Source organism: Amycolatopsis sp. NPDC104587, assembly GCF_055583645.1.
Genome location: NZ_JBVJNO010000022.1, coordinates 93478 through 111093, shown reverse-complemented (window position 1 = coordinate 111093; position 17616 = coordinate 93478). Strand labels below are relative to the sequence as shown.

At 71.4% G+C, this 17616-nt stretch carries 18 protein-coding genes and 1 tRNA gene; 9 read left to right on the top strand and 10 right to left on the bottom strand.

Features of this window, described 5'->3' with window-relative positions; all coding sequences use genetic code 11:
* The first annotated feature begins 431 nt into the window (after positions 1-431).
* Together ACZ61C_RS44795 and ACZ61C_RS44790 are read left to right on the top strand one after the other, a co-directional pair.
* Positions 432-3341: an ATP-binding protein gene (locus ACZ61C_RS44795; RefSeq protein WP_465314070.1), complete on the top strand. Its 2910-nt coding sequence runs from the start codon at positions 432-434 to the stop codon at positions 3339-3341.
* A gap of 145 nt (positions 3342-3486) precedes the next feature.
* The gene (locus tag ACZ61C_RS44790; RefSeq protein ID WP_465314091.1) at positions 3487-4095 is read left to right on the top strand and encodes a hypothetical protein; all 609 of its coding nucleotides are present in this window, start codon (positions 3487-3489) and stop codon (positions 4093-4095) included.
* A gap of 14 nt (positions 4096-4109) precedes the next feature.
* Here ACZ61C_RS44790 and ACZ61C_RS44785 read toward each other — a convergent pair whose 3' ends face one another.
* From ACZ61C_RS44785 to ACZ61C_RS44770, 4 genes are all read right to left on the bottom strand, one after another.
* Positions 4110-4820, bottom strand: coding sequence for a G1 family glutamic endopeptidase (locus ACZ61C_RS44785; protein ID WP_465314069.1), 711 nt, complete (start codon positions 4818-4820; stop codon positions 4110-4112).
* A 193-nt stretch (positions 4821-5013) separates the two neighbouring features.
* Positions 5014-6063, bottom strand: a complete 1050-nt coding sequence (locus ACZ61C_RS44780) for an ABC transporter substrate-binding protein (RefSeq protein ID WP_465314068.1) — start codon at positions 6061-6063, stop codon at positions 5014-5016.
* 14 nt (positions 6064-6077) lie between these two features.
* Positions 6078-6968: an ABC transporter permease gene (locus ACZ61C_RS44775; RefSeq protein ID WP_465314067.1), complete on the bottom strand. Its 891-nt coding sequence runs from the start codon at positions 6966-6968 to the stop codon at positions 6078-6080.
* Positions 6958-7764 carry an ABC transporter ATP-binding protein gene (locus tag ACZ61C_RS44770; protein ID WP_465314066.1) on the bottom strand — a complete coding sequence of 269 codons (807 nt, stop codon included), beginning with the start codon at positions 7762-7764 and terminating at the stop codon, positions 6958-6960. The genes ACZ61C_RS44775 and ACZ61C_RS44770 overlap by 11 nt, the downstream gene beginning before the upstream one ends.
* 193 nt (positions 7765-7957) lie before the next feature.
* Here ACZ61C_RS44770 and ACZ61C_RS44765 point away from each other — a divergent pair, with 193 nt between their 5' ends.
* On the top strand, positions 7958-9541 hold the full coding sequence (locus ACZ61C_RS44765; RefSeq protein ID WP_465314090.1) for a sensor histidine kinase: 1584 nt from the start codon (positions 7958-7960) through the stop codon (positions 9539-9541).
* Positions 9538-10197, top strand: a complete 660-nt coding sequence (locus tag ACZ61C_RS44760) for a response regulator (protein WP_465314065.1) — start codon at positions 9538-9540, stop codon at positions 10195-10197. Before ACZ61C_RS44765 ends, ACZ61C_RS44760 begins: the two co-directional genes overlap by 4 nt.
* A gap of 42 nt (positions 10198-10239) precedes the next feature.
* Here the strand turns inward: ACZ61C_RS44760 and ACZ61C_RS44755 are convergent, their stop codons facing one another.
* The 4 genes from ACZ61C_RS44755 to ACZ61C_RS44740 all read right to left on the bottom strand — a co-directional run bounded on the left by ACZ61C_RS44755 (position 10240) and on the right by ACZ61C_RS44740 (position 12708).
* The gene (locus tag ACZ61C_RS44755) at positions 10240-10647 is read right to left on the bottom strand and encodes a hypothetical protein (protein WP_465314064.1); all 408 of its coding nucleotides are present in this window, start codon (positions 10645-10647) and stop codon (positions 10240-10242) included.
* Between the two features lie 14 nt (positions 10648-10661).
* Positions 10662-11009, bottom strand: coding sequence for a hypothetical protein (locus tag ACZ61C_RS44750; protein WP_465314063.1), 348 nt, complete (start codon positions 11007-11009; stop codon positions 10662-10664).
* Between the two features lie 122 nt (positions 11010-11131).
* Positions 11132-11755 carry a hypothetical protein gene (locus ACZ61C_RS44745; protein WP_465314062.1) on the bottom strand — a complete coding sequence of 208 codons (624 nt, stop codon included), beginning with the start codon at positions 11753-11755 and terminating at the stop codon, positions 11132-11134.
* A 134-nt stretch (positions 11756-11889) separates the two neighbouring features.
* Positions 11890-12708, bottom strand: a complete 819-nt coding sequence (locus ACZ61C_RS44740; RefSeq protein WP_465314061.1) for an SDR family NAD(P)-dependent oxidoreductase — start codon at positions 12706-12708, stop codon at positions 11890-11892.
* 110 nt (positions 12709-12818) lie between these two features.
* Here ACZ61C_RS44740 and ACZ61C_RS44735 point away from each other — a divergent pair, with 110 nt between their 5' ends.
* Both ACZ61C_RS44735 and ACZ61C_RS44730 read left to right on the top strand, forming a co-directional pair.
* Positions 12819-13610 (top strand): trypsin-like serine peptidase, encoded by a 792-nt coding sequence (locus ACZ61C_RS44735; RefSeq protein WP_465314060.1) that lies wholly within the window; start codon positions 12819-12821, stop codon positions 13608-13610.
* A gap of 7 nt (positions 13611-13617) precedes the next feature.
* Positions 13618-13842 carry an RNA-binding S4 domain-containing protein gene (locus tag ACZ61C_RS44730; RefSeq protein ID WP_465314059.1) on the top strand — a complete coding sequence of 75 codons (225 nt, stop codon included), beginning with the start codon at positions 13618-13620 and terminating at the stop codon, positions 13840-13842.
* On the opposite strand, the gene ACZ61C_RS44725 is transcribed toward ACZ61C_RS44730, so the two are convergent.
* A complete protein-coding gene (locus ACZ61C_RS44725; RefSeq protein ID WP_465314058.1) occupies positions 13839-14780 on the bottom strand; it encodes an Ldh family oxidoreductase in 942 nt (313 codons plus the stop codon). The two genes, ACZ61C_RS44730 and ACZ61C_RS44725, sit on opposite strands and share 4 nt — an antisense overlap.
* A gap of 102 nt (positions 14781-14882) precedes the next feature.
* On the opposite strand from ACZ61C_RS44725, the gene ACZ61C_RS44720 reads away from it, so the two are divergent.
* The 3 genes from ACZ61C_RS44720 (at position 14883) to ACZ61C_RS44710 (ending at position 16505) form a co-directional block, all read left to right on the top strand.
* Positions 14883-15164 (top strand): DUF2277 domain-containing protein, encoded by a 282-nt coding sequence (locus ACZ61C_RS44720; RefSeq protein WP_465314057.1) that lies wholly within the window; start codon positions 14883-14885, stop codon positions 15162-15164.
* Between the two features lie 39 nt (positions 15165-15203).
* Positions 15204-16043, top strand: coding sequence for a patatin-like phospholipase family protein (locus ACZ61C_RS44715; RefSeq protein WP_465314056.1), 840 nt, complete (start codon positions 15204-15206; stop codon positions 16041-16043).
* Between the two features lie 375 nt (positions 16044-16418).
* Positions 16419-16505, top strand: a tRNA-Ser gene (locus tag ACZ61C_RS44710).
* Positions 16506-16541: 36 nt separating this feature from the next.
* On the opposite strand, the gene ACZ61C_RS44705 is transcribed toward ACZ61C_RS44710, so the two are convergent.
* Positions 16542-17015, bottom strand: coding sequence for a MarR family winged helix-turn-helix transcriptional regulator (locus tag ACZ61C_RS44705; RefSeq protein WP_465314055.1), 474 nt, complete (start codon positions 17013-17015; stop codon positions 16542-16544).
* Positions 17016-17616: the final 601 nt, after the last annotated feature.

The window sequence follows — 17616 nt, the reverse complement described above, 5'->3', positions numbered from 1 at the left end:
TTACGCGCGGCTCCGCACCGGCCACGCAGTGGTACTCCCCCGGGTGAGGGTCCCCGCAGTGGGCGTTACGGTGCAATCCGGGCGCCCGGCGAATGGGTATACGCATTCACTCCGGACGAATCCCCTGCTCCAAGCGGTCCCCACCGGGGGCTGTCACCCGGTCGGACAGGTCCTTAAGTAGGGTTTCCGGACACTACTTTCGGTAGCCGACGCTCACCCCTGAACGCGTTAAGCACGACCGGAACGGGCAAAACGCCGAAGTTTCCCCCGCGCCGCGGCCCGAGACCGGTGAATCCCGCGGCAAACCGGTGACAGCCGGTAGGCGGACGTGTGAGAGCGGTGTCGGCCACCTATTCGGTTAATGGTTTACGGACCGATCAACGCTGCTTAGGCTCCCGCGCACAGCCCCCGGTGTACGTCGAGGAGGTCGTATGTGGTTGACCGCTCCTCGCGCGACGACGGTCTCCGTCCGGTCGGGACCCGCCCGGCTGACCGGCCGGGACACCGAGCTCGACGCCATCGTGGACGTGCTCCGGCGGCGCCCGGCCGCGGTGCTGATCGAGGGTGAGCCCGGCATGGGCCGCACGCGGTTGCTGGCCGAGATCGGGTGCCGCAAGGAGTTCGAAGGCAGCCGGGTGCTCACCGGCGCCTGCCAGCCGCTGCGGGAACCGTTTCCCTACGGACCCGTCCTGGAAGCGCTCCGCGCGGTGGGCGACGAGCCGCTCGGTCCGCTCAGCCCGGTCGCCGGGGTGCTGCGGCCGTTGCTGCCGGAGCTGGCGGAAGCGCTTCCCCCGCGGCCCGAGCCGCTGGCCGACCCGGTCGCCGAGCGCCACCGCGTCTTCCGCGCGGTGCGGGAGCTGCTGCGGGCGTGCGGGCCCGCGCTCGTGCTGATCGACGACCTGCAGTGGGCCGACGAGGACACCCGGGACCTCCTGCGGTTCCTCGCCGGCTCGATGCCGCCGGAGCTGGCGGTCGTCGCCACCTACCGGTCCGCCACCGACGTCCGCCCCGGCCCGCTCGGCGCCCCCTTCCGGACCGACCCGGCGGTCCACTCCGCGCGCGTCGCGCTGGGCGCGCTCGACGTCGCGGCCGTGCGCCGGCTCGCCGTCGACCTCCTCGACGTGCCGCGGGTCACCGACGAGTTCGCGGTGAAGCTGCACGAGTGCACCGCCGGGATCCCGTTCGTGGTCGAGGAAACCCTCCGGGCGCTGCGGGAGGCGGCCGAGCGGCTGCCGGTCGGCGAAGTCCTCTCCGACCGCCTGCTGGAGAACCTCGAAGTCCCGGTGCTGCTGCGGGAAGCCGTCACCGAACGCCTCGCGACGCTGCCCGAGCCCGCGGTGCGGCTGGCCGGGGCGGCCGCGGTGCTCGGCGTCGGCGCCGAAGCCGCCGTGCTCGGCGAGCTGGCCGGGCTGCCCGACGACGTCCTCCGCACCGCGCTGCTCGCCGCGTTGTCCGGCGGCGTGCTCGGCGAAGTCGGCGACGGCCGTTACGGCTTCCGGCATCCGTTGGCCCGCAAGGCCGTCTACGACACGGTGACCGGACCCGAGCGCGCGTTGCTGCACGCGCAGGCGATCCGCGTGCTCGCCGCGTTGCCGTCCCCGCCGCTCACGCTGCTGGCCCGGCACTCGCGCGCCGCCGGCCGCGTCGACCAGTGGCGGCACTACGCCGAAGCCGCCGCGGACGAGGCGATCACCCGTGGCGAGACGTCCCGCGCGATCGACCTCCTGCAGTCGGTGCTGGCCGAACCCGGCCCGGCGCAGGCCGACATCGGGCGGGTCGCCGGCAAGCTGAGCCAGGTCGCGCTGCGCGGGTTCCGCCCGGACGTGCTCGGCACGCTGGAACGCGTCCTCGAAGAGGTGACGCTGCCGGCGTCGGTCCGCGGCTCGATCCGGCTGAGCCTCGGCATGCTGCTGGTCCGGACCATCGGCGGGCTCGGCCGCGGCCGGCTGGAGGTCGAGCGCGCGATCGGCGAGCTGACCGACCGGCCCGACCTCGCCGCGCGCGGGATCACGCTGCTCGCCCAGCCGATCGACGGGCTGACGCCGTTGTCGTGGCACGAAGGCTGGCGCGCCCGCGCGGGTGAGGTGTACGAGCGGCTCGACGACCCCGAGCTGCGGCTCGCGCTGACCGCCGACCGCATCGCGGCCGCGTCGCACGTCGGCGACGGCTCGGCGTGGACGGAGTTCGAAGCGCTTTCCGACACCGTCGGCACGGTCGCCGAGCGCGTCCAGCTCGCCCGGTTGTGGTGCAACCTCGCCGACGGGCAGGCCTGGGCCGGGTACCTCGACCGCGCGGAGCGGCTGGTGACCGAAGGCGTCCGGCGCGCGACCGACGCGGGCGCGTTGTACGCGATCGGCCTGATCCAGGGCACCCGCGTCCGGCTGGACTGGGTGCGCGGGCGCTGGTCCGGGCTTGCCGAGGCCGCCGAGCAGCTGCGGGACAGCTATCCGGAGCTCGGCCCGATCGTCATGGAGTCGTCGCTGGTGCTCGGCGGGCTCGCGGCCGTGCGCGGCGAGTTCGCCGCGGCGCAACGGCACCTGACGGCGGCGAGCGTGCACGCGCCGGACCGCGGCCCGATCCCGGTGGTGCTGTCGGCGGCCGGGGTGCTGATCACCGTGCTGCTCGCGACCGACGACGTCGACGGCGCGTGTGCGGTGGCCGACACCGCGGTGGCCGCGGCCGGCCGCAAGGGCGTCTGGATCTGGGGCGCGGCGCTGGTCCCGGCGGCGGCCCAGGCGTACGCGCGGGCCGGGCGCTGGCCGGAGGCGGACAACGTCGTCGAGGCCTTCGCCCGCGGCATCGAAGGCCGCGACGCGCCGGTGGCCACGGCGGCCCTGGTGGCGGGCCGGGCGGTGCTGCTGGAGGCACGCGGCAAGCACCTCGCGGCGGCCGCGCTGTTCGACGAAGCCGCGTCGGGTTACGTGACCCTGCCGATGCCGTACCCGGCGACGGCCATGCGCGAGCGGGCCGCGATGTGCCGTCTCGCCGCGGGCAACCGCGACGCGGTCGAGGAGCTGACGGCGGCGGCCGAGGCGTACGAGCAGCTGGGCGCGACGCGGGATGCGGGACGGTGCCGTCACCAGCTGCGTGAGCACGGCGCCTGGGCGCCATCGCAACGCGGGCGGCGCGGATACGGGAGTGAGCTGTCGCCGCGGGAACGCGAAGTGGCGCGGATGCTCGCGGAGGGCCGGACGAACCGGGAGATCGCGGACGGGCTGTTCCTCTCACCGCGGACGGTGGAGCAGCACGTGGCGAAGGTGCTGCGGAAGCTCGGCGCGCGCTCGCGGACGGACGTGGCGCGCAAGCTGCCCGGCGAAGTCACCACCGCACCGGCCGGCTGACAAGCCGCACTTTCACGTGAAAGTGCGACCTCGGGACCCGCACTTTCACGTGAAAGTGCGGGTGGTGACCTAGCGTGGGCTGGTGACTGAAGAGGCACTTCCCGCCTGGCGCCGGCGGACCTCCGGGGAGACGCGCTGGCCCGCCATGGGCGTGGTCGTCGCCACGCTCGTGCTGCAGGTCGTCCTGCCCGACGACATGGCGCTGCACCCACAGTGGCTGCTGCCCGCCGTGTCCGCGCTGCTCGTGGTCGCCTTGCTGCTGGTCAACCCGGGTCCGATGACGGAGTTCAGCGCGGTCGAGCGGGTGATCTCGCTGCTGCTCGTCGCGGCGGTGACCGCGGTGAACGCCGGGTCCGCCGTCACGCTCGTCTACAGCATCGCGACCGGCTCCATCGGCGACCGCGCCGGGGCCGTGCTGGTCACCGGCGGGATCGTCTACTGGACGAACATCGTCGCGTTCTCGCTCTGGTACTGGGAGTTCGACCGCGGCGGCCCGGGCAAGCGGGCTGCAGGCCGGGCGCAGTACCCCGACCTGCAGTTCCCGCAGATGGCCGACCCGGACCTGGCGCACCAGGACTGGGAACCGTCCTACCTGGACTACCTCTACTTCTCGTTCACGAACGCGGCCGCCTTCAGCCCCACCGACGTCATGCCCCTGCGAATCTGGGCGAAGATGACGATGATGCTGCAGGCGGCCATTTCGCTCATCCTCGCGGTGATGGTCGTCGCCTGGGCGATCAACAACCTGAAGTGACCGCTTGGACCAACTCAGTGGCGCGCGATGGTGAAGCTCTGGCCGTCAGAGCCGATCGCGCCCGGGATCCACGTGCCGGTGCCGCGGTCGTCGGCGTTCAGGGCGGACGGGCTGGTCGAGGCCAGGTTCGTCCCGTTGAACTTGACGCCGGTGAAATTGATGCCGCCCGAAATGGTCGGGTAGGAGTCGGTCGGCGACTCGATGATCGCCTCCGCCGACGCGTGCTTCGACGTCAGCGACTTCGTGGTCGTCTTCGTCCAGCCCTTGGTCGTGTCGGATAGGTCGAGGCGGTAGGTGTTGGTGGCGGTGCGCGTCACCGTCGCGGTGATGTGGTCACCCGCGCCGACCGAGACGTTGTAGTACACCGGTGCGGCCGGGTACATCTCGTACCAGGCCGAATACACCGGACGCCCGCTGGAGCAGTCCGTCTCGACGCCGGTCTGTTCCACTGTGGACGATCCGTCGCCGTCGATGCCGACCCACGGCGCGAAGAGGTCGTTGCTCGACCGGCACGTCACGGTCGGTTCGGTCCAGCTCGCCGTCGCCGTCGTGAAGCTGCCGAAGCTGACGTAACCACCCCAGTTGCCGCCGGAGAACTGGTGGCCGTGGAAATGCGAGCCGTACTCGACCGCGGCGTGCGCCGTGCCCGAGACAGCGAGGCCGGCAGCGGCCGCGGCGACCGCCGTGAGCACACGGGCAGCGCGCGACGAAAGGATTCTGGACATAGCGGGACTCCGTTCACCGATGGGGACCGGGAAAACCGTTCCCCAAGTGTTGAAGCAACGCGAAAAAGAAGGTAGCTACTTTCGCATGGTCTTGCCATTGTCCGAAAAGACCCGTAAAGGCCTCCGCGGGGGAAAGAGGCCTTTACGGGTCGATATCACTCACCAACCGCCCGGTCAGGTGAGCGGGGTCCGGCTAGCCCTGCTTCGCGGCCGCGTCGACGAATTCCGTCGTGTAGGTCTTCGACAGGTCGATCGAGTCCTTCTTCGGCTGCACGTTCTTCGAGAAGCTCGAAAGCACCTCGAGCGCGTTCTTGGCGCCACCGGCGTCCATCTTCCCATCGGCGTTGAACATGCCGATGCTGTCCTTGACGGACTTGATGTAGAGCGCCTTGTCACCGCCGCTGTAGGACGCCGGCATCTTCGCCGCGATCTCCTCCGGGCTGTGCTGGCTGATCCACTTCAACGTGGCCACGAACGCGTTGGCCAGCTTCTGCACGGCGTCCTTGTTCCGGTCCACGAAGTCGCAGCCCATGTAGAGCGACGACGCCGGGTACAGCCCGCCCAGCGCGGCCTTCGTGCCTTCGACCGTCCGCAGGTCGAACAGCACCTTCGCCTTGCCGGTGTTGGTCAGCTGCGCGATGGTCGGGTCGGTCGTCATGCCGCCGTCGATGCCGCCGTTGTCCAGGCTCGCGATGAACGTCTGCCCGGCGCCGACCTTGACCGGCGTGTACTGGTCGGCGCCCACGCCCGCCTTGGCCGCCAGCGCCTTCGTCAGGAAGTCGGTGGACGACCCGAGCGACGTCACGCCCAGCTTCTTGCCCTTGAAGTCGGCCGCGCCCTTGATCTGGCCGGCCTGCGCGGTGCTGACGACTTCGGCCTCACCCGGGATGTTGGCCATCTGCACCACGCTCTTGATGCACTGGTCCTTGGCCTGCAGGTCGATCGTGTGGTCGTAGAACCCGACCACGCCCTGCACCTGGCCGGCCACGAGCGCGGTCTCGGCGTTGGCGCCCGACTGCTCGCTCTGCAGCTCGACGTCGATGCCCTGGGCGGCGAAGTTCCCCAGCTGCTGGGTGAGCATCGCGGGCAGGTAGATGACCTTTTCCAGGCCCCCCACCATGATCGTGACCTTCGGCTTGCCACCCTCGCCCGTCGCAGCGGTGCGCGAGTCCTGGCAGGCGGTGGTCATCGCCGCCACCACGGTCAGCGCGGCGAACGCGGCGACACTGCGTCGAATCCTCATCGGTTCGTTCCCTTTCAGATGACGGTCTGGTCGCTGGAGCCGGACATCGACGGCCGCCACCGCAGCAGCCGGTTTTCGAGGTTCCCGATGCCCCACTCGGCGAACAGGGCGACCACGGTGATGATGATCATCGCGGCGTAGATGCCGGCGGAGTCGAACGTGCCCTGCGCGTTGGAGATGAGGAAGCCGATGCCGGCCTTCGAACCGGCGTACTCGCCGACGACCGCGCCGATCAGCGCGAAGCCGAACGCGGTGTGCAGCGACGACAGGATCCACGACGTCGCGCTCGGCAGCACGATCGCCTTGATCACCTGCATCTTGCCCGCGCCGAGGATGCGCGCGTTGTCGATCAGGTTGCGGTCGACCTCGCGGGCGCCGGTGAAGGCGTTGAAGAACACCACGAAGAACACCAGCACGACGACCGTGGCGACCTTCGACGCCAGCCCCAGCCCGAACCAGATCACGAAGAGCGAGGCGAGCACGATGCGCGGCACGGCGTTGGCGGCCTTGATGAACGGCGCCAGCACGTCGGCCAGGTACCGGCTGCGGCCCAGGATCACGCCGAAGATGACACCGGCCACTGCGCCGATGGCGAACCCGACCAGGGCTTCCTCGACGGTGACCCACAGCTGGTACCAGAGGGAGCCGAAGTCGGTCCCGGCGGTGACCCACTCGACCAGCCGTTCCCAGATGCGCGACGGCTTCGAGTAGAAGAACGGGTCGATCCAGTAGGTCGCCGTCAGCTCCCAGCTGCCGAGCCAGGCGATCACCAGCGCCAGCCGCAGCAGCCAGGTGTTGCGCTTGCGCCGGGACGTCGCCCGCTTCGCCTTCGTGAGGATGTCCTGCTCGGTTTCCAGCACCGGCAGGGCGGTGGGCGGCGCCGCCGCGGGGGTCTCAAGCGACACGGGACGCTCCCTTCTCGCGGGCCTTGTCGACCTCACTGCGCAGTGATTCCCAGATGTCGGCGTAGAGCTTGCGGAACTCCTCGGTGAGCCGCAGGTCCTCGACCTTCCGCGGCCGCTCCAGGGGAATCTCGAAGACGTCCTTCACGGTGGCCGGCGACGTCGTCAGCACGACGACCTTGTCCGCCAGCGCGATCGCCTCGTCGAGGTCGTGGGTCACGAAGATCACCGCGGCCCCCGAACCGGACCACAGGCGCAGCAGCTCGTCCTGCATCAGCGCGCGGGTCTGCACGTCCAGCGCCGAGAACGGCTCGTCCATCAGCATGATCTTCGGCTTGGTGACGAGCGTCTGGGCCAGCGCGACGCGCTTGCGCATCCCGCCGGAAAGCTGGTGCGGGTAGTACTTCTCGAACCCGGCGAGCCCGACGCGGGCGATCCAGTCGACGGCCTGCGCACGCGCGTCGGCCTTCGACGCGCCGCGGAAGCGCGGGCCCGAGGCGACGTTGTCGAGCACCGAACGCCACGGCATCACGGCGTCGGTCTGGAACATGTACCCGACACCGTCCGGAATGGACTTCACGTCCTCGCCGTTCACCTGCACCCGCCCGGCGGACGGCGGCTGGAGCCCGGACACGAGGGAGAGCGTCGTCGACTTGCCGCAGCCGGTGGGGCCGACCACGGCGACGAACTCGCCGGGCTGGACGGTCATGGTCAGGTCGCGGACGGCCGTGTGCACGGAACCGGACCCGCTCGGGAACCGTTTGGTGGCTCCGGTGAGTTCGATCAGTGGGGGAACCATGGGGAGGTGACTCCTTCGTCACGTGGTGGGGGTCACGCGTTGGGAGAGGACGTTAAGTACGTGTGGCGCGGACGTGAAGCTTGTCGACGTTCTCCGCGCGAGCTGCGCGTTCTGAATGTTTTGCTCGTTTAGCGCACGGTCTTGACCTGGGGGTATGTTCCCGGTCATGCCAAAGTGGGCGCTCTTCCCGCGGATGCGGTTCAGCAGGCAGGTGCTGCTGCTGCAGATCGGCGTGGTCGTCCTCGTCGTCGGGCTCGGCGTCGCGCTGGTCAGCGCGCTCCTGTCCCGCACCCTCACCGACCAGTACGGCCAGCGCGCGCTCGCCATCGCGAAGTCCGTCGCGACGGACCCGGTCGTGGTCGCGGACACCGCCGCGAAGATCCCCGGCGGCGCGCTCCAGGAGCGGGCGCTCGCCGTGCGGGACCGGACCGACGCCCTGTTCGTCGTGATCACCGACGACAACAGCATCCGGCTGGCCCACCCGACGCCGAGCAACATCGGCAAGCGGGTCAGCACCTCGGCCGACCAGGCGCTGGCCGGGTTCGACGAGGTCAGCGCCGTGCAGAACGGCACGCTCGGGCTGTCCGTCCGCAGCAAGACCCCGATCTGGACCCCCGACCACACGCGGGTGGTCGGCGAGGTGAGCGTCGGCTTCGACGTGGCGGATCCGACTGGCGCGTTCAACAAGCTCCTGGTGACGACCCTGGCGTTCGCCGGCGGCGCGCTGCTGCTCGGCGCGGGCGCGTCGGCGCTGCTCAACCGCCGGCTGCGGCGCGTCACGCACGGCCTGGAACCGCACGAACTCACCGAACTGCTCTACGAACGCGAAGCCGTGCTGCACGGGATCGGCGAGGGCGTGCTCGCCGTCGACGAGGCGAACCGCGTCTCGGTGCGCAACGACGAAGCCGAACGCCTGCTCGGCACCGAGCTCCCGATCGGCGCGGCGATGGCCGAGCTCGAACTCTCGCCGCGCGTGCACAAGGCCGTCGCCGAGGGGCGCCCGGTCGACAACCTCCTGGCGGTGGCCGGAAACCGCGTGCTCGTCATCAACTCGCGCGCGGTGCGGCTCGACGACCGGCCGATCGGCAGCGTGCTGACCTTCCGCGACCGCACCGACCTCGACACGCTCACCCGCGAGCTCGACGGCATCCGCGCGCTGTCCGACGGCCTGCGCGCGCAGCGGCACGAGTTCGCGAACCGGCTGCACACGCTCTACGGGCTGCTCCAGCTCGGCCACCACACCGAAGCCGTCGAATACCTGCAGACGCTGACGGACTCCTCGTCCGCGCGGCCGAGCGAGCTCGGTGACGCCGTCGCCGATCCGTACCTGCAGGCGCTGCTCGTCGCGAAAACCGAGCAGGCGCAGGAAAAGGGCCTCACGCTCAAGCTGGCCGACGACACCTGGGTGCCCTCGGCGGTCACCGACCCGATCGCCGCGAACACCGTCATCGGCAACCTCGTCGACAACGCGCTGCACGCCGCGCGGATGGGCCCGCGGCGGCCGGCGACCGTCGAGATCTCCCTGCTCGCCGAAGGAACGACTCTCCACCTGTCCGTTGTGGACAGTGGATCTGGTGTGCCGGAGGACCTGCGGCGGAAGTTGTTCGACGAAGGCGTCTCGACGAAGATCGCGCCCGGCCACGGGATCGGGCTGGCCCTGGCCCGGCAGGCCGCCCGCGCCCGCGGCGGCGACGTCTGGCTGGCCGGCCCCGGCGACGGCGAGACCGGCGCCCTGTTCGTCGCGAAACTGCCCGGAATGCTGACGGAGGACGGATGATCCGCACGCTCATCGTGGACGACGACTTCCGGGTCGCCGGGGTGCACGCCGGGTTCGTCGAGGAGGTGGAGGGCTTCGCGGTGGTCGGCACCGCGCACACCGCCGCCGAGGCCCGCGCGCGTGTCCGCGAGCTCTCACCGGACCTGGTGCTGCTCGACGTCTACCTGCCCGACGAGTCCGGCCTCGCGGTGCTGCCGGAGCTGCAGACGGACACGATCGTGCTGTCCGCGGCGACCGACAGCGCGTCGGTGGCCGCGGCGATCCGGGCCGGCGCGCTGAACTACCTGATCAAGCCGTTCACCACCCGCCAGCTCGCGGAACGGCTGACGTCGTACGCGCGCTTCCGCGGCGTGCTCACGGCCGAGCGCCCGATGGCCCAGGACGACGTCGACCGCGCGTACCGGGTGCTGCACGACCAGGACCGCACGTCCGCGCCGAAGGGCCAGTCGACGGCGACGTCCCGGCTCGTCTCGGAGCAGCTGCGGCGGGCCGGCCGCCCGCTGTCGGCGGCCGAGGTCGCCGGCGAGCTCGGCATGGCGCGCGCGACGGCCCAGCGGTACCTGACGGCGCTGGCGGAGTCCGGGACCGTCCAGATGCGGCTGCGCTACGGCGCCACCGGCCGCCCCGAGCACGAGTACCGCTGGAGCGGCGCCTGAGGGCGGCGACCCGGGAATCCGGGCCGCCGCCGGGAAACCGCGTCAGACCGGAGCGGTTACGCACGGGTAGCCGGGCGCGTCCCTCCCGTCGACTTCGAAGGCGCCGCCGCAGAACTGCGTGCCCGGGTCGTAGTCGACGCCGGGGTACGGGATGAAGCCCGCCGCGTAACCGGGGCTCTTCGCGCCGTAGTTCCGCGCCGATCCCCCGGGCGTCTTGATGTCCAGGTAGAACTGGCCCATCTTCCGCACGTCGTCGTTGGCCAGCACCTCGACGTGGGTGATGTGGTTGCCGGTCCCGTTGACGATGATGCAGATGTCGTGGTTGCAGCCGTCGTTGTCCTTGAGCCGAGCGGACGGCTCTTCGGCGCCGGCCGCCGTCGTGGCGGTCAGCAAGGCCACGGCGGCCAGTGCCACGCCCGGCGCGGCGCGAACGGTGAAACGCTTGCTCATCACGGCGTCCCCGCTCAGGCCGGCAGGAGCTGGACGTCGACGATGGCCGCGGCGCCCGCGGGGATCGTCACCGTCTGGTGCGGTCCGGCGATGGCCGGGTCGTCCACCCCTTCGAAGGACACGACGATCGTGTACGAGCCGCCCCAGATCGCCTGCGGGCGGTAGAGGTGCCCGGTCCAGGACGGGCCGGTGCCGGAAAAGCACGTCGTCACCTCGGAAGCCATGACCGAGGCCTGCACGTTGCTGTCGGTGCAGGGCACGTTGACGGTGTTGGCGGCGGCCACCCCGGTGGCGGTCGTCGTCACCACGGCCACGACGGCGGCGACCACGGCGGTGCGGCGGAAAAGGGCGCGATTGTTCATCCTTGCTTCCTCCCCTGTCAGCAAGTCGACGACCGGGCCGTGTGCCGCAGCCATCGGACAACCGAAGGTAACAAGATGATCGACTGGTTGGCAACCCACGAACAAAATGGGAAATTGGTTTTTCAGCGTCGAGTCGTGGTCGTCGTCTCCGAGCGGTACTGGTACTGCTCCACCATGCTTTCGGCAACGTTGACCCAGGCCTGCACCGGGTTGGTCGTCGACGGCGGCGGGGGCGACGGCACGTCCGCACGCGCCTCGGCGTCCGCCGAGGACTTCTTCTTCGGCTGCGGTTTCGCCTGCGCCTGAACGTTCTTCGGCGCCGGCTTCGCGGGCACCGCGACGTACACGGTGGTCGGCGGCGGGGTGACCGCCGGGGCCTGGGGAGCCTGCGGCGCGGGTGCCTCCGCGACGGCGGGGCGCGGGTCCAGCTGGGCGACGTCGTCGGCCGGCGACGCGCCGAACAGCCCGCCGGAGAGCATTCCGCCGCCGAGCCAGCCGACGGCGACGAGCAGCACGGCGGCGCCGCTGCCGAGCCAGGTGCGGGCGCGGCGCCGGATCACCACCGACTTGGGCCGCAGGTCTTGGTCGCACACCGGCGACCGCGTGTAGATCGGCTCGGCTGCCGGCTCGTCGTCGGTGCGGCGGCGCCGGGGCAGGCTCGCCGCGATGATGCCGGTGCGATCCAGCAGCTCCACCGCGGTGTCGCCGGACGAACGGGTCGCACTGCGCTGTGCGGTGCGAAGCATCGGGGACCTCCGGTACGGGGCTCGTGGACCCCACGCATTCTGGACCATTTCGGACGGGCCTGTCCGAAACGCAACTCCATCGGGTGAAGCCTATTCCGGTGCGGACACCCTGAAAGTCGTAGTCCGAATGCGATTCAGCTTTCCGTCTTCTTGATCCCCATGCGCGCGAGCATCGCCAACGGCCGCTGGTAGGCCGAGCCGAGCACGCGCGGGATGGCGTCGACGACGTAGGCGTCCGGCCCGATGAGGATCCGCGCCGACTTCCGCTCGATCCCGCGCAGGATCGTCTGCGCCGCCTTGTCCGGCGTGGTGTGCGCGATCCGGTCGAAGCCCTGTGCGGCCTTCTCCTGGTCGCCGGAACCACCTCGCGAGTTGCGCACGATGTTGGTTTTGATCCCACCGGGATGCACGCAGCTGACACCCACCGGGTGCCGCGCGATCAGCATTTCTTCGCGCAGGGCCTCGGTGAATCCCCGCACCGCGAACTTCGCCGCGTTGTAGGCGCTCTGCGTCGGCACGCCGACGAAGCCGAAGATGCTGGAAATGTTCACCACGTGCCCGTCGCCGGACGCGACCAAGTGCGGCAAGAACGCCTTCGTGCCGTTCACGACACCGCCGAGGTTGATGCCCATCAGCCAGTCGTAGTCCTCGAAGGTCATCTCCTCGACGGTGGCGCCGAGCGCGACACCGGCGTTGTTCACGACGACGTTGACCCCGCCGAACTCGCCCGCGACCTCCTCGGCGTGCGCGAGCACGGCGGCGCGGTCGGCGACGTCCAAGGTGTACGCGCGAGCCTTGTCCCCGGCCAGCTTCGCCGTCTCCTCCGCGTTCGCGGCGTTGACATCGGAGAGGGCTACCCGTGCCCCGCGGCGCGCGAACTCAAGAGCCAGCGCCCGGCCGATCCCCGAGCCCGCTCCGGTGATCACCACGACCTTGTCCGCGAACTGCTTCATCGGCCCTCCCTGAGGTGTTACGGATGGTAGCGCCTGTGAACTTGCTGTGGGTGTGCTGATCGTCTCGCCGCGGCACCTTAGAGTGATGGCGGTCGAGTGACGAGGAGGCGATGCACGTGCGGCGGCCCGCCGTTCTGCTCACCGTCGCCGCGGTCCTGCTGCTCGGGGCGGCGTTCGTCGTGGCCTTCGCCGGCCGGCCGCCGGAACCCGCGGACGCCCCGGTCGTCGAGGCCGCCCCGGTGGCGGCGCCCGACCTGCCCACGGCGTCCAGTCCCGCGGTCGGCGCGCTCTTCATCGAGGGCTCGCACTACTGCACCGCCAGCGTGGTGCACAGCCAGCAGGGTGACGTCCTGCTGACCGCCGCCCACTGCATCCACGACGGCGAAGGCGGCGGCTACCTCACCGGCGTCACGTTCGCGCCGGGGTACCACGACGGTGTCGCGCCCTTCGGCTACTGGGCGGTGGCCGACGAGCTGGTCGCGCCCGGCTGGGCCGCGTCGTCGGACCAGGACCTCGACGTCGGCTTCGCCACCGCGCACCAGGCGGGCGCCACGAAGACCCTGGAGAGCCTGGTCGGCGCGAACACCCTCGCCACCGGCGGCGAGTTCGAGCAGGCCATCACCCTCACCGGCTACCCGGACGACTCCGAGACGCCGGCCGTCTGCCAGAACACGACCAGCCGCCAGGACACCTACCAGCTGAAAGTGGACTGCGTCGGCTTCCCGACCGGCACCAGCGGCGGCCCGTGGGTCACCGCGCCCGACCCGCAGACCCGCCTCGGCAAGGTCATCGGCGTCATCGGCGGGTTCGAGTACGGCGGCGACGACCCCGACACGTCCTACTCGAGCTACTTCGACACGGACGTCCAGGCCCTCTACCGGCAGACGACCGCCCGGGCATGATGCGCGTATGAGTGATCCCGTCGACGTACCCATCACCGGCGAGCCGATCCGGCTCGGCCAGTTCCTCAAGCTGGCCGGCCTCGCCGAAGACGGCTCCCACGCGAAGGACCTGATCGACGCCGAAGAGGTCCTGGTCAACGGCGAGGTCGAGACCCGCCGCGGCCGCCAGCTGTCCGACGGCGACGTGGTGGCGGTGGGCCCCGACTGCGGCAAGGTCGTCCTGGTCCGCTAGCCGACGCTGGTCAGCGGCGGCAGGCCGATCGACGTGGCCAGCGCGTCGAGCTCGCGGCGCACCGGCCCCGCCAGCGGCACGCCGAGCGCCCGGCACTGCTCGAGGTGCTGGGCCTCCCGCCAGCCGGGGTAGCGGATCGGCGCCCCGCCCTCCCAGCCGAGCATGCTGCCGAACAGGGCGCTGGCCGCGCGGTAGAAGCCGTCCGCGCTGCGCAACGTCGTCGGCGCGATCGCCAGCACCAGCAGGCCGGTGTCGTGCTCGTGGTCGGCGACCCCCGAGAGCACCCCGGCGAGGACCTCGACGAGCAGCGTCAACCCGGCGCCTTCGGAGCCGGACCGGTCCATGTCGAAGACGAACTCGGGGTACGCGCCGCCCGGGGCCGCCATGCCCAGCGGGTTCATCGGCTGGCCGGGCTCCCCGCCCGCGGCGAGCACCAGCCCGATCATCGCGTGCGGCAGGGCGCGCGCGGCGTGGTGGCCGGCCCGGCCGAACGGCCCGACCCCGCGCAGCGAAACGAGCCCGACGCCGAAGCGCCCGGCCCGCGTCACGGCCCGGTCCATCGCGTCGCCGACGGCCCAGAGCCCCGGCGCGCGGCGGTAGTCGATCAGCGCGGCGGCCCCGCGGTCGGCGATCATCAACGGCTCGGCGTGCGGCACGACGAGGCCGTTTTCCAGCAGCGGCAGGTGGACGCGGGTCAGGTCGGCGACCCCGGTCTCCGGCGACCCGGTGAGATCGCCGTGGCAGAGCGCTTCGGCCGCGATGCGGGCCCGCGCCTCGGGGAAGCCGTGGGCGGCGAAGACGTGTGCCACGAGGGTGACCAGCTCGTCGGCCCGCACGCGGGGCCACGCCTGTTCCGGGATCGGGGTTTCGGGTGGTGCTTCTTCGAGGATGCCGGGTTCGGGACGGGCGGAGCGGAAGGGACGCGGTCTGAGTGGCACTTCCCCGACACTGCCCAACCGCGGGATCCGGCGTCAACGAGGTGGGGCCCGGCCTACCCGACCGTGTGATCGAAGCGTCCGGAGCGTCGTACCCTGGGCGGCATGTGCCGAAACATCACCACCCTCCGGGGGCTCCAGCCGGCCGCGACGGGCGAGGAGATCGAGGCCGCGGCCCGCCAGTACGTCCGCAAGGTGACCGGCGTCCAGTCGCTCTCGGACGCCACGCGCGAGCCGTTCGAAGCCGCGGTCGCCGAGATCACGGAAATCACCGCGCGGCTGCTGGAGCAGCTGCCCGAACGCCGTCAGCCGCCGGCCACCGTGCCGCCGCTGCGCCGGCCCGAGGTGCAGGCGCGGATCGCCGCGAAAGCCCTGCGCCAGGCCTGATCGGCCGAAACTGTCGGTCCTGCTCGATATCCTGGCCCCATGAGCGGACAGGCTTTGGTGCTGGGCGGCGGCGGGGTCGCCGGGATCGCGTGGACGACGGGGCTGCTGGCCGGGCTGGCCGGCCACGGCCAGGACCTCACGGGGGCGGACCTGCTCGTCGGGACGTCGGCGGGGTCGACGGTCGCGGCGCAGGTGAGCTGCGGCGTCTCCCTCGACGAGCTCCTCGCCCGCCAGACCGACCCGGCGCGCCAGGCGCCGGAGATCCCGGCGGACCTCGACTTCGAGAAGTTCGCCGCGGACTTCGCGGACGCGTTCGCCGGGGCCGGCTCGCCGGCCGAGGTGCGCCGCGCGATGGGCAAGCTCGCGCTGGCGGCCGAAACGGTGCCCGAAGCGGACCGCCGCGCGGTGATCGAGGCGCGCCTGCCGGTGCACGACTGGCCGGAGCAGCGCCTGGTGATCGTGGCGGTGGACGCCGAAACCGGCGAGCCGCGGCAGTTCGACCGCGCGTCGGGTGTGTCCCTGGTCGACGCGGTGGCGGCGAGCTGCGCGGTCCCGGGTGTCTGGCCGCCGGTGACGATCGAGGGCCGCCGCTACGTCGACGGCGGCGTCCGCTCGGCGGAGAACGCGGACTACGCGACGGGCTTCACGCGCGTCACGGTCGTTTCACCGCTCGGGCTGGAATCCGCGCTACCGACGGAGAAACCGCTCCCGACGGTCCTCGACGAGCTGCGCGCGAAGGGCGCCGAGGTCGCGCTGGTCACCCCGGACGAGGCGGCGGTGGCGGCGTTCGGCTCGAACCCGCTGGACCCGTCGACCCGGACCCCAGCCGCCGAGGTGGGCCACGCCCAGGGTGCCGCGCTCACGCTCAGCTGGAGCTAGCCCGCGAACCCGATGCCGGCGACGAGCGGCGGAACCTCGGCGAGGGCGATCCGGCCGGTGGCGGGTCAGTACCGGACGCCGACGGGCGACGAGGTCCGCTGGTCGACCGAGAACGCCCCTGGTCATCACCCGCCCGTCGGGGCCGGTGCGGAAACGGCCGGCCGGTGGTTCCCGGGCCCGCCGAAGGTCACCTCGCCGGGCAGCACCCGCGACTGCGTCTCGGTGCGGCCTTGACCCCCACCCGCCGATCAGCACCGGTGACACCAGCAGCAGCCCGAACACACCGGCCAGGTTGCCGAGGCGCAGCCCGTGATCCGGTCCGTCCCAGGCCGGGCCCAGGTTGCCCCGCGACCCGTCGGCTACGCTCGGGGGCGAGGTAGCGTGTCCGAGCGGCCGAAGGAACATGTCTTGAAAACATGCGAGGGGGAAACCTCTCCGTGGGTTCGAATCCCACCGCTACCGCTTCGAACCCCGGGCGCGCGCTAGCCGCGCCCGGGTTCAGTTCTCCACCTCCGAGAGGTGGTCCAGCACCCGCCCGAACGCCGCGGCGATCGTCGCCTGCTCGGCGGGGCTCAGCAGGTCGATCAGGTGCTCGCGCACCCCTTCCAGGTGGGTCGGCGCGGCCGTCTGCAGCAGGGCTTTGCCTTCCTCCGCCAGCTCCGTGATGACGCCGCGCTTGTCCTCCGGGTCGCGGACGCGCCGGACGAGCCCCGCGTCCTCGAGACGGCCGACCTGGTGGGACAGCCGGCTCTTCGTCGAGCCCATCAGCACCGCCAGCTCCGACATCCGCATCCGCTGCCCGGGCTGGAACTCCAGGCAGACGAGCACCTCGTAGTCGGTCAGCGACACCGCGTGCCGGTCGGCCAGCTCGCGGTGCAGCCGCTGGCGCAGCCGGAGGGTCGCGACGATGTAGGAGCGCCAAGCCGCCATCTCGGCTTCGTTCAACCAACGCACAGGCCGCTCCTCGGTCATAAGGCAGCCTAGAACGGTGATCAAGGGACCGCGCGGTCCGAGTCCGAACTGCGTGCCGGTAAAAATGCCGTCGCAACATCGCCCGAAGGTGGGGTTACGAAAAGGTTGAGACTCGGCCGGAAAAGGCGCATTCTGCTTGTGGCGGAAGGTCGGCCAGGGTATGCGGCTCGGCAACGGTGACGTGCCGGCCCGGCCCCCCGCCGGGAGAGGTCAGGTGGTTGCGTGGCGGGTGATCCTCGCGGTTGACCGCCGGCTGTGACCCCGCGACCGGAACGGCATCTGAACGGGCCGGGCGCGACTGTGAACAGCCTCTACGCGCGGGCTTCCATGCGATCACGCATCTCGGCGTCGATCGGGCCTGGATCCGGTCGCGGCCTCGGCAGCCGTGACCACAGCGCCTGAACGCCGGCCCGATCGCGGCCAACCGCTCGACCAAAGACATAACCTCGGTACCGGGCCCGGGTTTGCGGCCGTCAGCGCGACGGCGGCGGCCCGGGGCCGCGCCCGTTGTTTGTCCCGCCCCCCCCCCCCCCCCCCCACCCTCTCCTTGGGTTTGCCCACGACCCCCTGCCTTGCCCTTTCCCCGCCCCCGACCCTCCCG